The 14,172-nt window shown below is 66.7% G+C and carries 10 protein-coding genes, 1 pseudogene and 1 riboswitch; of the genes and pseudogenes, 4 read left to right on the top strand and 7 right to left on the bottom strand.

The window, feature by feature from the left end; genetic code table 11:
• Positions 1–167: 167 nt before the first annotated feature.
• The gene (locus KHY18_RS25360) at positions 168–1,388 is read left to right on the top strand and encodes a YbfB/YjiJ family MFS transporter (protein ID WP_213306722.1); all 1,221 of its coding nucleotides are present in this window, start codon (positions 168–170) and stop codon (positions 1,386–1,388) included.
• Between the two features lie 143 nt (positions 1,389–1,531).
• On the opposite strand, the gene KHY18_RS25355 is transcribed toward KHY18_RS25360, so the two are convergent.
• From KHY18_RS25355 to KHY18_RS25340, 4 genes are all read right to left on the bottom strand, one after another.
• The gene (locus KHY18_RS25355) at positions 1,532–2,260 is read right to left on the bottom strand and encodes an ABC transporter ATP-binding protein (RefSeq protein WP_213306719.1); all 729 of its coding nucleotides are present in this window, start codon (positions 2,258–2,260) and stop codon (positions 1,532–1,534) included.
• Positions 2,257–3,021: an ABC transporter ATP-binding protein gene (locus KHY18_RS25350; RefSeq protein WP_213306716.1), complete on the bottom strand. Its 765-nt coding sequence runs from the start codon at positions 3,019–3,021 to the stop codon at positions 2,257–2,259. Before KHY18_RS25350 ends, KHY18_RS25355 begins: the two co-directional genes overlap by 4 nt.
• Entirely contained in the window at positions 3,018–4,913 is a 1,896-nt protein-coding gene (locus KHY18_RS25345; protein WP_213306713.1) for an ABC transporter permease, read from the bottom strand. The genes KHY18_RS25350 and KHY18_RS25345 overlap by 4 nt, the downstream gene beginning before the upstream one ends.
• 75 nt (positions 4,914–4,988) lie before the next feature.
• Complete coding sequence (locus KHY18_RS25340; protein WP_213306711.1) at positions 4,989–6,194, bottom strand: ABC transporter substrate-binding protein; 1,206 nt, start codon at positions 6,192–6,194, stop codon at positions 4,989–4,991.
• 193 nt (positions 6,195–6,387) lie between these two features.
• On the opposite strand from KHY18_RS25340, the gene KHY18_RS25335 reads away from it, so the two are divergent.
• Complete coding sequence (locus tag KHY18_RS25335; protein WP_213306708.1) at positions 6,388–7,161, top strand: ferredoxin--NADP reductase; 774 nt, start codon at positions 6,388–6,390, stop codon at positions 7,159–7,161.
• A gap of 27 nt (positions 7,162–7,188) precedes the next feature.
• Here the strand turns inward: KHY18_RS25335 and KHY18_RS25330 are convergent, their stop codons facing one another.
• Positions 7,189–8,154, bottom strand: a complete 966-nt coding sequence (locus KHY18_RS25330) for a YihY/virulence factor BrkB family protein (RefSeq protein WP_213306706.1) — start codon at positions 8,152–8,154, stop codon at positions 7,189–7,191.
• Positions 8,155–8,339: 185 nt separating this feature from the next.
• On the opposite strand from KHY18_RS25330, the gene KHY18_RS25325 reads away from it, so the two are divergent.
• Positions 8,340–9,302, top strand: a complete 963-nt coding sequence (locus tag KHY18_RS25325) for a 2-hydroxyacid dehydrogenase (protein ID WP_213306704.1) — start codon at positions 8,340–8,342, stop codon at positions 9,300–9,302.
• Positions 9,303–9,379: 77 nt separating this feature from the next.
• Here the strand turns inward: KHY18_RS25325 and metH are convergent, their stop codons facing one another.
• Together metH and KHY18_RS25315 are read right to left on the bottom strand one after the other, a co-directional pair.
• On the bottom strand, positions 9,380–12,118 hold the full coding sequence (gene metH / locus KHY18_RS25320) for a methionine synthase (protein ID WP_213306702.1): 2,739 nt from the start codon (positions 12,116–12,118) through the stop codon (positions 9,380–9,382).
• Positions 12,119–12,145: 27 nt separating this feature from the next.
• A riboswitch (S-adenosyl-L-homocysteine riboswitch) is annotated at positions 12,146–12,239 on the bottom strand.
• 180 nt (positions 12,240–12,419) lie between these two features.
• Positions 12,420–13,943 (bottom strand): CoA-acylating methylmalonate-semialdehyde dehydrogenase, encoded by a 1,524-nt coding sequence (locus tag KHY18_RS25315; RefSeq protein ID WP_213306700.1) that lies wholly within the window; start codon positions 13,941–13,943, stop codon positions 12,420–12,422.
• A 111-nt stretch (positions 13,944–14,054) separates the two neighbouring features.
• Here KHY18_RS25315 and KHY18_RS27215 point away from each other — a divergent pair.
• Positions 14,055–14,172: pseudogene (locus KHY18_RS27215) on the top strand (LysR family transcriptional regulator); the annotation flags it as partial.

The raw sequence follows: 14,172 nt of genomic DNA, 5'->3' as shown, positions 1-14,172 counted from the left end.
AAGCATGTAGAGAAGCCGCAAACGATGAAAGTGCCGCCACCCTGAAGCGCTTGCATGCAATCTTCATGAAGTTTGCTGCGCCGGCGACAGCCGCCGCTTGCCATTGGGCCCTGGAGCGCGCAAGCTGCGAGCGCGGCGCCGTGCCGCGCCATTTACCCGGGCCTGCCTTGATCCACCGCCACGAACTTCCGCTGCTGTTGACCGGACTGCTGAGCACGCTGTGCGGCGTGGGCCTGAGCCGCATGGCCTTTACCGCACTGATGCCGGCGCTGGTGCAGGCGCATTGGTTCAGCGCCGACCAGGCCGCCTACCTGGGCGCGGCGACGCTGCTGGGGTATCTGGTGGGCGCGCTCGGTGCGCATTGGCTCACCGAGCGCTGGAGCGTGCCGCGCGTGCTGCTGGGCAGCTTCATCGCGGTGACGCTGAGCTTTGCGCTGTCGGCCCTGCCCCAGCCGTTCGTCACGTTCTTTGCCTGGCGCTGCCTGGCGGGCATCGCCGCCGCGGTGCTGATGGTCGTCGGCCCGTCGGCGGCGATGGCGGCGCTGCCCCCGGCGCGGCGCGCGGTGCTCGGTCCCGTGCTGTTCGCGGGCGTGGGCGTGGGCGCGCTGCTGTCGGCCACGCTGATACCGGCACTGGTGCGGCTGGACCTTCCCTGGACCTGGGCCGCGCTGGCGCTGGTGTCGGCGCTGTGCGGCTTCTGGGGCTGGCGCGCCAGCCGGCAGATTCCCGCGGCCGCGGCGCAGCTCGTACGCCTGCAGCCCGCGGCGCCCGCCGCACCGCTGACCCCGCCAACAACCGGCCGGCTATGGCTGCTGCCCGTGCTGTGGCTCATGGCCGCCTATGCCTGCGACGCCGCGGGCTTTGTGCCGCATACCGTGTTCTGGGTTGACTACCTCGCGCGCGAACGCGAACTGGGAACGGCCTTCGGCGCGCTGCAATGGGGGCTGTTCGGCCTGGGGGCGCTGCTGGGCCCCATCGCCACTGCGGCCTGCGCCGCGCGCTGGGACTGGCACCGCGCCGTGGTCGGCGGCATGGCGCTCAAGACCGCGGCCGTGTGCATTCCCGTGGCCCTGCCCTGGCTGCTGCTGTCGGGGCCCGCGCCCCTGCTGCAGCTCGTGGCCTATGGCGTGTCTTCATTCATTGTCGGCGCGCTGTCGCCGGGCATCGCGGCGCTCACATCGGGGCGGCTGCTGCAGCTCGTCGGGCCGCTGGCGCACAAGCGCGTGTGGGGCTATGCGACCGCGGTATTCGCCACGGCCCAGGCGCTGTCGGGCACGGGAATGGCCTGGCTCTACGCGCAGTCGCACATCTACCAGCCGCTGTTCGCGCTGGCCGCGGGCCTGCTTGCGTTGGGCACGCTGCTGGCCTGGGCCAGCGGCCGGCGTTGAGTGGCTAATACAAGCCTTGAAGCGTCGTTGCGTTGCCTTGCCGTGCTATTCGCACTGTCTGCGGCAACGCGCCTGGCCGGCCGCGCCTAGCTTCAACCGCAAATCTGCGATTTGCTGGCTTGTCTTAGCCACTCTAGAACTACTCAAATGCCCAGATAGGCCTGGCGCACGGCCAGGTTGTCCTGGAGTTCGGCCATGCTGCTGGCGTAGCAAATCTGGCCTTTTTCGAGCACGTAGGCGCGGTCGGCAACGGCTTCGCAAAACGGCAGGTTCTGCTCCGACAGCAGAATGCCTATGCCCTGGTCCTTGAGCGCGAGAATGGTCTGCGCCATCTGCTCGACGATCAGCGGCGCAACGCCTTCCGACGGCTCGTCGAGCAGCACCAGCAGCGGCTGGCCCATCAGCGTGCGCGCCACCGACAGCATCTGCTGCTCGCCGCCGCTCATGCGCCCGCCCAGCCTATCGGGCATTTCGCCGAGGTTGGGAAACAGCGTGAACAGCCGCTCGGGCGTCCAGTGCGGCGCGGCGCTGCCGTCGGGCCAGTGGCGCGGCGGCTGGCGACCGACTTCGAGGTTTTCGCGCACCGTGAGATCGGTGAAGATGCGCCGGTCTTCAGGCACATAGCCCAGGCCCAGCCGCGCGATGCGAAACGCGGGCCAGCCCGCAATCGACCGGCCCATGCAGGCGACTTCGCCGCTGCTGCGCGCCAGCAACCCGGCAATCGCCTTGAGCGTGGTCGACTTGCCCGCACCGTTGCGGCCCATCAGCGCCACGACTTCGCCCGGCCCCACATTGAGCGCGATGTCGCGCAGGATATGGGCGGCACCGTACCAGCCGTTGAGGCCGCTGACTTCGAGAAGAGGTGCGGTCATGGCCTGCGCTTTCCGAGAATCTGTCCATGGCCCAGATAGGCCTGCTGCACGCGCGGATCGCGCTGTATCGCTTCGGGCCGGCCTTCGGCCAGCAGCCGGCCGCGCACCAGCACCAGCACGCGGTCGGCCTGGCCGAACACCACGTCCATGCTGTGTTCGGTGAACAGCACGCCCATCTGCCGCTCCTTGGCCAGCGCGCGCGTGAGCGCCATCAGCGCCAGCCGTTCGGCCGGCGCCATGCCGGCCGTGGGTTCGTCCATCAGCAGCAGCTGCGGCGCATGGGCCAGCGCCATCGCGAGTTCCACGCGCTTGACGTCGCCATAGGCCAGCGCGCTGCAGGGCCGATCGGCCTGGGCCGCCATGCCCACGCGCTCGAGCAGGGCCAGCGCATCGGTGCGCCGGTGGCCGGCCGCGCGGCGCCAGAATGCGAACACCTTGCGGTCGGCCGACAGCAGCGCCATCTGCACGTTCTCGACCACGCTCAGCGAAGCGAACGTCGCGGCGATCTGGAAAGTGCGGCCCACGCCGCGGCGCCAGACCGCGCGCGGCGACAGACCCGCGATCTCCTGGCCCGCGAGCCGCACCGAGCCGCTGTCGGGTGCGAGCTGGCCGCCGACCAGATTGAAGGTCGTCGACTTGCCCGCGCCGTTGGGGCCTATCAGCGCCAGCAGCTCGCCTTTTTCCAGCGCGAAGCCCACGCCGTCGACGGCCTTGACGCCGCCAAAGGCCTTGCCCAGGCCCTGTACTTCAAGCAGGCTCATGCGCGGCCCTCCGCACGTTGCCAGGTGCCCCACAGCTGGCGCGCGAAGCCCGCGATACCTTGCGGAAAGATCAGCACCAGCAGCAGCATCACGCCGCCCAGCAGCGCGCGCCAGTAATCGGTCTCGCGCGCAATGGTGTCGTGCAGCCAGGTGAACACGCCCGCGCCCACCAGCGGCCCGGCCAGCGTCTGCACGCCGCCCAGCAGCACCATCACCAGGCCATCGACCGACTTGGTGACCGACAGGCTGTCGGGCGAAATGCTGCCCTTGGAGAACACGAACAGCGCGCCCGCGAGCCCGGCCCAGAGGCCGGCGATCACAAAGCCCGCCCACTGCACGCCGCGCACATCGATGCCAATGGCTTCGGCGCGCAGCGCCGAGTCGCGCGTGGCGCGCAAGGCATAGCCCAGCGGCGCGAACAGCATGCGCCGCAGCAGCCAGACCGCGACGGCGACCAGGGCCAGCGTGAGCCAGTAGTAGGCCGCGCCCTGCGTCGCCCATTCGCTGGGCCAGACGCCCGTGAGGCCGTTGCTGCCGCCCGTGACCGCGTCCCACTGGAAGCAGATGGCCCAGGTGATCTGCGCGAACGCCAGCGTGAGCATGGTCAGGTACACGCCCGACAGCCGCACGCAGAACCAGCCGAATAGCAAGGCTCCGCCGGCCGCGCACAACGGAGAAAGCAGCAGCGCGGCCTCCATGGGCAGGCCGCTGGAGCGCACCAGCAGGGCCGCCGCGTACGCGCCCAGGCCGAAGTAGGCCGCGTGGCCGAACGAATGCATGCCGCCGGGTCCGAGCAGCGCGTGCAGGCTCGCGGCAAACAGCGCCATGATGAAGATGTCGGTCAGCAGCACCAGCGCGTAGCTGCTCTCGCCCGCGATCAGCGGCAGCGCGGCCCGCAGCGCCAGGCGGTCCCATCTCGCGGCCCGGCCGCGCGCGCCCGCGGGCACGAGCGGCGCTTCGGCGTCACCCAGCGCGCGCGCCGTGGCCTGCGGTCTGCCCATCAGGCCCCAGGGGCGCCAGACCAGCACCACGGCCATGACGACGAATTCGACGACCAGCGTCAGCTTGGAAAAAGAGATCGCGACGCCGCCGATTTCGACCAGGCCCAGCCAGATGCAGATGGCCTTGAGTTCGGCGATCAGCAGCGCCGCGACGAACGCGCCCGGAATCGAGCCCATGCCGCCGACCACGACCACGACAAACGCCGCGCCTATCGTCAGCAAATCCATGTCCAGATGCGCGGGCTCGCGCGGCAGCTGCAGCGCGCCACCCAGGCCCGCGAGCAGCGTGCCCAGCGCGAACACCGCGGTGAACAGCCAGGCCTGGTTGACGCCCAGGGAGCCGACCATTTCGCGGTCCTGCGTGGCGGCGCGCACCAGCGTGCCCCAGCGCGTGCGCGTGAGCAGCAGCGTGAGCAGACCCAGCACCACGGGACCGACCGCGATCAGCAGCAGGTCGTAGACCGGAAACTGCCGACCCAGGATATCGACCGCGCCTTCGAGCCCGGGCGCGCGCGGCCCGAACAGCTCCTCGGGGCCCCAGAGCCACAGCGCCGCGTCCTTGATCACCAGCACCAGCGCGAACGTGGCCAGCAGCTGGAACAGTTCGGGCGCCTTGTAGATGCGCCGCAGCAGCAGCATCTCGACCAGCGCGCCCAGCGCCGCCGTGACCAGCGGCGCGAGCAGCAGCGCGGGCCAGAAGCCGATATGGCTGCCCAGCAGACCGACCAGCGAATAGGCGACGTAGAGGCCCAGCATGTAGAACGAGCCATGCGCGAAGTTGATCGTGCGCGTGACGCCGAAAATCAGCGACAGCCCCACCGACACCAGGAACAGCGACGACGCGCTGGCCAGGCCATTGAGCAGTTGCACCAGCAGTCCGGACAGGCTCATCGCGCTTCCTTGGCGTTCTCGAAATCGGGCATGGAATTCAGACCGGCCCGCGCGCAGCGGGCCGGCAAAGGCAGGTCAGCGTCCTGCGGGACGCAATTGACGCACGGCTTCGTTGGAAGGCTGGTAATCCTTGCCATCGGCATAGTGGAAATCGACCATCACGCCATGCTGCAGCCGCTCGTCATACGCGGTCTTGCCCACATAGGCGCCCATGGTCGACTGATTGTCCTCGGGCCGGTAGGTGATGCGGCCGAACGGAATGTCGACCTGCAAGCCCTTGAACGCCGCGATCAGCTTCTCGGTGTCGGCGCTGCCGCCGGTCTTGCGCAGGCCGGCTTCCAGCGACTTGATCGCGCCGTAGCCGACGATGGTGCCCAGGCGCGGGTGCTCCTTGTACTTGTCCTGGTAGGCCTTGATGAAGGCCTGGTGCTCGGGCGTCTTGATGGCGTACCAGGGGTAGCCGGTCACGATCCAGCCCAGCGGCGCTTCCTTCTTCAGCGGCTCGAGGTATTCGGGCTCGCCGGTCAGCAGGCCCACGACTTCGCGGTCCTTGAACAGGCCGCGCGTATTGCCTTCGCGCACGAACTTGCCCAGGTCGGCGGAGAACAGCACGTTGAAGATCGCGTCGGGCTTGGCATCGGCCAGCGCCTGCACCACGCTGCCGGCGTCGATCTTGCCCAGCGCGGGTGCCTGCTCGGCGACGAACTCGACATCGGGCTGGGCCTCCTTGAGCAGCTTCTTGAACGTCGCCACCGCCGACTGGCCGTATTCGTAGTTGGGGTAGACGATGGCCCAGCGCTTTTTCTTCAGCTTCGCGGCCTCGGGCACCAGCATCGCGACCTGCATGTAGGTCGAGCCGCGCAGGCGGTAGGTGTAGCGGTTGCCCTGGGCCCAGACCACCTTGTCGGTAAGGGTTTCGGACGCAAGGAAGAAGCGCTTTTTCTGCTGCGCGTAATCGGTCAGCGCCAGGCCCACATGCGACAGGAAGCTGCCGGTGAGCACGTCGATCTTTTCGCGCGCATACAGCTCCTCGGCCGCGCGCACCGCGTCGCCGGGATTGCCGTTGTCGTCGCGGGTCACGAGCTCCAGTTTCTTGCCCGCGATGCCGCCGCCGGCGTTGATCTGTTCGACCGCCAGCTCCATGCCCTTCTTGTAGGGCTCGAGGAAGGCCGGCATGGCCTTGTAGCTGTTGATTTCACCGATTTTGATCACGCCTTGCGCGCCTGCCTGACCCCCTGTCAGCGCCAGCACCGCGGCCACCGTCCACGCTTGTCTTGTCATGCGATTTCCTTGGTTTGAATACGGACTGGAATGAAATGTACCCTTACAGCCCCTTATGCCCGACAATGTCCAGGTTTGCCCGCTTGACAGATGCCCGCCCCGTGAACGCCCCGCAGCCCTGCGCCGCGCTTCGCCAGCCAGCTCCTTACCTGTCTGACGCCGGGTTCCCGCTTCACTACATCTCTTTCACGCCATGAGTGCTTTCAACGAAGAACGCGTGCTGTCCGTCCATCACTGGACCGACCGCCTTTTTTCCTTCACCACCACGCGCGACACCTCGCTGCGGTTCTCCAACGGCCATTTCACGATGATCGGCCTGAAGGTGGACGGCAAGAACCTGCTGCGCGCCTACTCGATCGCCAGCCCGAACTACGAGGAACACCTCGAGTTCCTGTCGATCAAGGTCGACAACGGCCCGCTGACGTCCAAGCTGCAGCATATCCAGGTCGGCGACACCATCATCGTCGGCAAGAAGCCCACGGGCACGCTGCTGATCGACTATCTGCTGCCCGGCAAGAACCTCTACATGATCGGCACCGGCACCGGCCTCGCGCCCTGGCTGTCGGTCGCGCGCGACCCCGAGACCTATGAGAAGTTCGAGAAGGCCGTCGTGGTGCACGGCGTGCGCCAGGTCGAAGAACTCGCCTACCAGCAGCTGTTCGAGAAAGACCTCAACGAGCATGAATTCCTCGGCGAAATCGTGCACGACAAGCTGATCTACTACCCCACGGTCACGCGCGAACCCTTCCGCAACCAGGGCCGCATCACCGACCTGATCCAGAGCGGCAAGTTCGCGGCCGACATCGGCCTGCCCGAACTCAATCCCGAGACCGACCGCATCATGCTGTGCGGCAGCCCCGCGATGCTTGCCGACCTCAAGCACATGCTCGAAGAGCGTGGCTTCAAGGAAGGCAACACCACGACGCCCGGCGACTTCGTCGTCGAGCGCGCGTTCGTCGAAAAGTAAGCGGCGCTATCTGGGCGCAGCCTGCGCTCAGATGTTTTCACCCGCATGCGTGGGCAGCTTGCTGCCCGGCTGCTGCGCGACCCGGCCCAGCCGGCCGGTTTCTTTCGCGTGTCCGTCGCAGACCGCTTTCGCCGTCGCCGCGGCGAACAGCAAGATCGCCGACGAAAAATAGATCCACATCAGCAGCACGACGATGGAGCCCGCCGCGCCATAGGCCGACACCACGGCCGCCGTCGACAGATAGAACGCCAGGCCCTGCTTGCCCAGCGTGAACAGCGTCGCGCCGACCACGGCGCCGAACAGCAGAAAGCGCAGCGCGGGCTTGGGCCCCGTGCCTATGCGCATCAGCCCGACAAACAACGCCACCGCGACCGCAAAGGCCACGCCTTCGTTGATCACGCCGATCAGCGGCGCCATAGGCACGATGGGCAGCCGGCTTCCGGCCCAGGTCGTGAGCATGTGCACCGCGGTGGAAAGCACCATCGAGACCAGCAGCAAAAAGCCCAGCGCCAGCACATAGGCGAGGCCGCGCAGGCGCAATGTCGCCATGCGCCACCAAGCGGCGCGCTGCGCCGGCAAATCCTTCATCCCCATCTGCCACAGCTTCTCGAGCGCCGACTGCAGCTCGACGAAGACCCCGGTGGCACCCGACAGCAGCAGCACGAAACCGACCAGCGAAGCCAGGCTGCCTTCGGACGGCTTCTGTGCACTCTCCAGCGCGGCTTTGACCACCTGCGCACCGCGCTCGCCGATCACGGCCTGCACCTGGCCCAGCAGGTTGGTCTCGACATAGGAACGGTCGACCCACCAGCCCAGCAGGCCGACCAGCAGCAACAGCAGCGGCGCGAGGCTCAGAATGCCGTAGAAAGACATCGCTGCGCTCATGCGCAGACCATCGGCGGCGAGCCAGAGCTGGAACGCATCGATCAAGGGTTGGATGGGGCGTATCAGGACACGCCCGCGGCGCAAAATGGAATCAAGCAGAGGTGGCATGGAGCTTATCTTGACCCATGAAGCACCATCGCGCTATCAAAAATGCTCTTCCACAAGCCATTCCGCCCAAAGCTGCGAATAAACCTGACAAGTGGCGCCAGGCCAGGACGAACCGCAAACGCAGCGAGAATGGTCATTGGTCATGTGACCACCGATGTTTCATTGCGCACCGAAAGAATTGCCTTATGTCCCGTCCTCCCCGTCTCCTGCAAAACGGCGCCATGCCCCTGGCCGCGCTGGACCGCGATCTCGCCGAACAGTTCGATATCCACCGCCTAGACAAGGAAGCCGACCGCGCGGGCTTTCTCGCCGCGCATGGCGCCGAGTTCGTCGGCCTGGTCACCGGCGCCGGCACGGGCGCCAAGGCCGAGCTGGTGCGCGCCCTGCCCAATCTGCAGGTCGTGAGCAGCTTCGGCGTGGGCTATGACGCGCTCGACGAAGCCTCGCTGGTCGCACAGAAAGTGCGCGTCGGCTACACGCCCGATGTGCTCAACGATTGCGTCGCCGATCTGGCCTTCGCGCTGCTGCTCGACGTCTCGCGCGGCCTGAGCGCCTCCGACCGCTTCGTGCGCCGCGGCGAATGGACCAAGGGTCGCTTCGGCCTGCAGACGCGGGCCTCGGGCAAGCGCCTGGGCATCTTCGGCATGGGCCGCATAGGCTCGACCATCGCGCGCCGCGCCTCGGGCTTCGACATGGAAGTCGGCTACCACAACCGCCGCCCCGTCGAAGGCTCGCCCCATGCCTACAAGGCGTCGCTGCGCGAGCTGGCCGAGTGGGCCGACTACCTGGTCGTGGTGGCGGCCGGCGGCGCGGCCACGCGCCATCTGGTCAATGCCCAAGTGCTCGACGCACTGGGCCCGCAGGGCTTTCTGGTCAATGTGGCGCGCGGCAGCGTGGTCGACGAAGAGGCGCTGGTGCAGGCCCTGCAGCAGAACCGCATCGCCGGCGCTGGCCTCGATGTGTTCGAAGACGAACCCCGCCCCCTGCCCGCGCTGCTGACGCTCGACAACGTGGTGCTGGCCCCGCACATGGCCAGCGGCACGCACGAAACGCGCCGCGCGATGGCCGATCTGGTGCTGGAAAACCTGCACCACTTCTTTGCGACGGGACGTCCCAAGGCAGAAGTGCCCTGGTCGGCAGCCCTTTAAAGGTTTGGCATAACCGCAGAATCCCGTTCGTCCTGAGCCTGCCTCGCCGGCCGCGTCGAAGGATGAACGGCCTGCCCTCAGGCCAAGTTAGGCGCGAGCAGACTCCGCAACTGCGCCTCGTCCATCCCCCGGCGCTTGGCCATGTCGATCAGCTGGTCGTCGCCGATCTGGCCCACGTTGAAGTAGGTCGCTTCGGGATGGCCCAGGTAGAAGCCGCTGACGCTGGACGCGGGCATCATCGCCAGGCTCTCAGTCAGCGTCATGCCGATGTCGGGGCATTGCAGCGTCTCGAACAGCGCGATCTTCGCGGTGTGGTCGGGGCACGCGGGATAGCCGGGCGCGGGGCGAATGCCCTGGTACTTTTCCTTGATCAGCTCGGCATTGCTGAGCTGCTCGCCGGGCGCATAGCCCCACAGGTCGGTGCGCACGCGCTGGTGCAGGCATTCGGCAAAGGCTTCGGCCAAACGGTCGGCCAATGACTTGAACAGGATGCCCGAGTAGTCGTCGAGCTGGTCGATGAATTCCTGTTCCTTCTTCTCCATGCCCAGGCCCGCCGTGACGGCGAACAGGCCCGCGTAATCCTTGATGCCGCTGTCCTTGGGCGCGACGAAGTCAGACAGGCAGCGGCTGGGGCGCATCACGCCGTCGACGGCCTGCTTCTCGGTCTGCTGGCGCATGCCGTACCAGGTCAGCAGCACTTCCGTGCGGCTGTCGTCGGTGTAGAACTCGATGTCGTCGCCCACGCTGTTGGCGGGGTACAGGCCGATCACGCCGTTGGCCGAGAGCCAGCGGCCGCTGATGATCTTCTGCAGCATCGCCTGGCCGTCGGCCATGACCTTGCGCGCTTCCTCGCCCACGATCGCGTCGTCGAGAATCGCCGGGTACGGGCCGGCCAGGTCCCAAGTCTGGAAGAACGGGCCCCAGTCAATGAAGCGCGCGATCTCGTTCAGATCGAAGTTCTTGAACACGCGCCGGCCCAGCGCGCGCGGCGCGGGCGGCACGCGCGTGAAGTCGACGGGCGTGGCGTTGGCGCGTACCTTGGCCAGCGGCCACATCGGCACCTGCTTGCGGTTCGCATGCTGCAGGCGCACCTTGTCGTAGTCGGCTTCCAGTGTCTGCAGATACTCTTGCAGGCCATCGCCCAGCAGGCTCTGCGCCACGCCCACGCTGCGCGAGGCATCGGGCACATAGATCACCGGGCCTTCGTACTTGGGCGCGATCTTCACGGCCGTGTGCACGCGCGAGCAGGTGGCGCCGCCGATCAGCAGCGGCATCTGGCGGCTGCGGAAGTATTCGTCCTTCTGCATTTCGCCGGCGACGTACTGCATCTCTTCCAGGCTGGGCGTGATCAGGCCCGACAGGCCGATGATGTCCGCGCCCTCTTCCTTGGCCTTGGCCAGGATTTCGTGGCAGGGCACCATCACGCCCATGTTGACCACTTCGAAGTTGTTGCACTGCAGGACCACGGTCACGATGTTCTTGCCGATGTCGTGCACGTCGCCCTTGACGGTGGCGATCACGATCTTGCCCTTGGAGCGCACGTCCTGGCCCGCGGCCTGCTGCTGGCGCTTCTCTTCCTCGATGTAGGGCACCAGATGGGCCACGGCCTGCTTCATCACGCGCGCCGACTTGACCACCTGGGGCAGGAACATCTTGCCCGCGCCGAACAGGTCGCCAACGACGTTCATGCCGGCCATCAGCGGGCCTTCGATCACGTGCAGCGGACGACCGCCGCGCGCCAGTACTTCCTGGTAGGCCTCTTCGGTGTCTTCGGTGATGAAGTCGGTGATGCCGTGCACCAGCGCGTGCGCCAGGCGCTGGGCCACGGTCACGGGGTTGTCGGCGTTACCGCGCCACTCGAGGCGCTTGCTTTCGTCCTTGGCGCCGCTGCGCGCGGTCTCGGCGATCTCGACCAGGCGCTCGCCCGCGTCGGGCCGGCGGTTGAGCACCACGTCCTCGACGCGCTCGCGCAGGATGGGCTCGATGTCGTCATAGACGCCCACCATGCCCGCGTTGACGATGCCCATGTCCATGCCCGCCTGGATGGCGTGGTACAGGAACACGGTGTGGATGGCTTCGCGCACCGGGTCGTTGCCGCGGAACGAGAACGACACGTTCGACACGCCGCCAGACACCTTGGCGCCGGGCAGGTTCTGCTTGATCCAGCGCACGGCTTCGATGAAGTCGACGGCGTAGTTGTTGTGCTCTTCGATGCCGGTGGCGACGGCGAAGATGTTGGGATCGAAGATGATGTCTTCGGGCGGGAAACCGACTTCGTCGACCAGGATGCGATAGGCACGCTCGCAGATCTCGATCTTGCGCGCAAAGGTATCGGCCTGGCCTTTCTCGTCGAAGGCCATGACCACGGCCGCCGCGCCATAGCGCTTGACCAGCTTGGCCTGGTGCTTGAACGGCTCCAGGCCTTCCTTCATCGAGATCGAATTGACGATGCCCTTGCCCTGGATGCAGCGCAGCCCGGCCTCGATCACCGCCCACTTCGACGAGTCGACCATGATGGGCACGCGGGCGATATCGGGTTCGGACGCGATCAGGTTCAGAAAGCGCACCATCGCGGCTTCGCTGTCGAGCATGGCTTCGTCCATGTTGACGTCGATCACCTGGGCGCCGTTTTCCACCTGCTGGCGCGCGACGGCCAGCGCATCCTCGAACTGGCCGTTGAGGATCAGGCGCGCAAAGGCCTTGGAGCCCGTGACATTGGTGCGCTCGCCAATGTTGACGAACAGCGTGTCCTCGCCGACAAACACCGGCTCGAGACCCGACAGACGCATCGGAGGAATGGAAACTTCAGACGACATACAACTCACCTGCACAAAACAAGGGCCAACAGGTGAGCGTCGTTGCGGAATACGGAACCCCAAGCCTGACAGTGGGTCCGATGATGGGATCGGACCCGCCGCTGCAACGCTCCTTGGGGGTTAGCCCGGGATTTTAACGGGGATGCGCGGGGGTTGCCGTTGCTGGGGTTCTGGAGGCAGGGACGTTCATCCTTCGACGGGGCCGCCGAGGCAGGCTCAGGACGAACGTAAACAGCCGTTCACCCTGAGTCCTGAGCCCGTCGAAGGATCGAAGGGTGTCTTAACTACGAACCAACAGCGCTTACTTCGCCGTAGGCATAACAAATTCCGCGCCCTTGCCAATGCTCTCGGGCCAGCGCTGCATGATGCTCTTTTGCTTGGTGTAGAAGCGCACGCCTTCCTCGCCGTAGGCGTGCATGTCGCCGAACAGGCTCTTCTTCCAGCCGCCGAAGCCCTGCCAGGCCATGGGCACGGGAATCGGCACGTTGATGCCGACCATGCCCACCTGGATGCGCCGGCCGAATTCGCGCGCCACGTTGCCGTCGCGCGTGAAGCAGGCCACGCCGTTGCCGAACTCATGCGCATTGACCAGATCGACCGCCTGGGCGAAGTCGGGCACGCGCACGCAGGCCAGCACCGGGCCGAAGATCTCTTCCTTGTAGATGCGCATTTCGGGCGTTACGTGGTCGAACAGCGTGCCGCCGAGCCAGAAGCCGTTGTCGCAGCCCGCACCCGCCTGCGCGCCGTCGAAGCCGCGGCCGTCGACCAGCAGCTGCGCGCCTTCCTGCTCGCCCAGTGCGATATAGCCTTCGATGCGCGCGCGCGCGGCCTGGGTCACGATGGGGCCCATTTCGGCGGCCAGGTTCTCGCCGTCGAGCACCTTGAGCGTCTTCGTGCGTTCGACCAGCTTCTCGACGACCTTGTCGGCGACATCGCCGACCAGCACCGCGACGCTGATCGCCATGCAGCGCTCGCCGGCCGAGCCGTAGCCCGCGCCGATCAGCGCATCGACCACCTGGTCGATGTCGGCATCGGGCATCACCACCATGTGGTTCTTCGCACCGCCCAGCGCCTGCACGCGCTTGCCCAGGCGCGCTCCGGTTTCATAGATGTAGTTGGCGATGGGCGTGGAGCCGACGAAGCTCACGGCCTTCACATCAGGGTGCTCGATCAGCGCGTCCACGGCTTCCTTGTCGCCCTGGACCACGTTGAACACGCCATCGGGCAGGCCGGCTTTCTTCAGCAGATCGGCCATCAGCAGCGAAGCGGTCGGGTCCGTGGGGCTGGGCTTGAGCACAAAGGTGTTGCCCGCGGCGATCGCCACCGGGAACATCCACATCGGCACCATCACGGGGAAGTTGAACGGCGTGATGCCCGCGACCACGCCCAGCGGCTGGCGCAGCGTCCAGTTGTCCATGCCGGTCGACACCTGTTCGGTGAAGTCGCCCTTGAGCAGCTGCGGAATGCCGCAGGCGAATTCGATGATGTCGATGCCGCGCGCGACTTCGCCCTGGGCATCGGTGAACACCTTGCCGTGCTCGGCGGTGATCGCATGCGCGAGTTCGTCCTTGTGCAGGTTGACCAGCTCGAGAAACTTGAACATCACGCGCGCGCGGCGGATCGGCGGCGTGTCGGCCCAGGCGGGGAAGGCGGCGGCGGCCGAGGCCACGGCGGCGTCCACATCGGCACGGTTGGCCAGCGCCACGGCGCCGGTCACGGCACCGGTCGCGGGGTTGGTCACCGGCTGCGTGCGCAGGCTGTTGCCGGCCACGCGCTGGCCGTGGATGAAGTGGGCGATGGAGGCCGTCGAGATGGCTGCGTTCATGGAAAAGTCCTTGGGTCGTCGGTGAGCGATGCTCAAAGTGTAGGCAGGCACCGGCGCGCTGCCCAGTCCCGTGGCGTGAATTGATTGTTTAAATTGGTGAACAATGGCGGCATGAATTCCAACGATGCACTGAAAACCGAACAGCTCTGGTCGCACCTCTACTGGCTGGTGGTGCTGGAGCAGCAAGGCAGCTTCACGGCCGCGGCCGCGCGCCTGGGCGTGAGCAAGG

It is taken from the genome of Acidovorax sp. CCYZU-2555, from assembly GCF_018413525.1.
In the GTDB taxonomy this organism is placed as follows: Bacteria; Pseudomonadota; Gammaproteobacteria; order Burkholderiales; family Burkholderiaceae_C; genus Comamonas.
The sequence above is the reverse complement of the archived record's forward strand: the minus strand, read 5'-3'. Positions and strand labels throughout refer to the sequence as shown.

What these genes read in the sequence shown, in the direction of transcription:
- KHY18_RS25315 (WP_213306700.1), bottom strand. Translation starts at nt 13,943, where the DNA reads ATGAACGCAGCCATCTCGACGGCCTCCATCGCCCACTTCATCCACGGC.
- metH (WP_213306702.1), bottom strand. Translation starts at nt 12,118, where the DNA reads ATGTCGTCTGAAGTTTCCATTCCTCCGATGCGTCTGTCGGGTCTCGAG.
- KHY18_RS25345 (WP_213306713.1), bottom strand. Translation starts at nt 4,913, where the DNA reads ATGAGCCTGTCCGGACTGCTGGTGCAACTGCTCAATGGCCTGGCCAGC.
- KHY18_RS25330 (WP_213306706.1), bottom strand. Translation starts at nt 8,154, where the DNA reads ATGCCACCTCTGCTTGATTCCATTTTGCGCCGCGGGCGTGTCCTGATA.
- KHY18_RS25355 (WP_213306719.1), bottom strand. Translation starts at nt 2,260, where the DNA reads ATGACCGCACCTCTTCTCGAAGTCAGCGGCCTCAACGGCTGGTACGGT.
- KHY18_RS25335 (WP_213306708.1), top strand. Translation starts at nt 6,388, where the DNA reads ATGAGTGCTTTCAACGAAGAACGCGTGCTGTCCGTCCATCACTGGACC.
- KHY18_RS25340 (WP_213306711.1), bottom strand. Translation starts at nt 6,194, where the DNA reads ATGACAAGACAAGCGTGGACGGTGGCCGCGGTGCTGGCGCTGACAGGG.
- KHY18_RS25325 (WP_213306704.1), top strand. Translation starts at nt 8,340, where the DNA reads ATGTCCCGTCCTCCCCGTCTCCTGCAAAACGGCGCCATGCCCCTGGCC.
- KHY18_RS25350 (WP_213306716.1), bottom strand. Translation starts at nt 3,021, where the DNA reads ATGAGCCTGCTTGAAGTACAGGGCCTGGGCAAGGCCTTTGGCGGCGTC.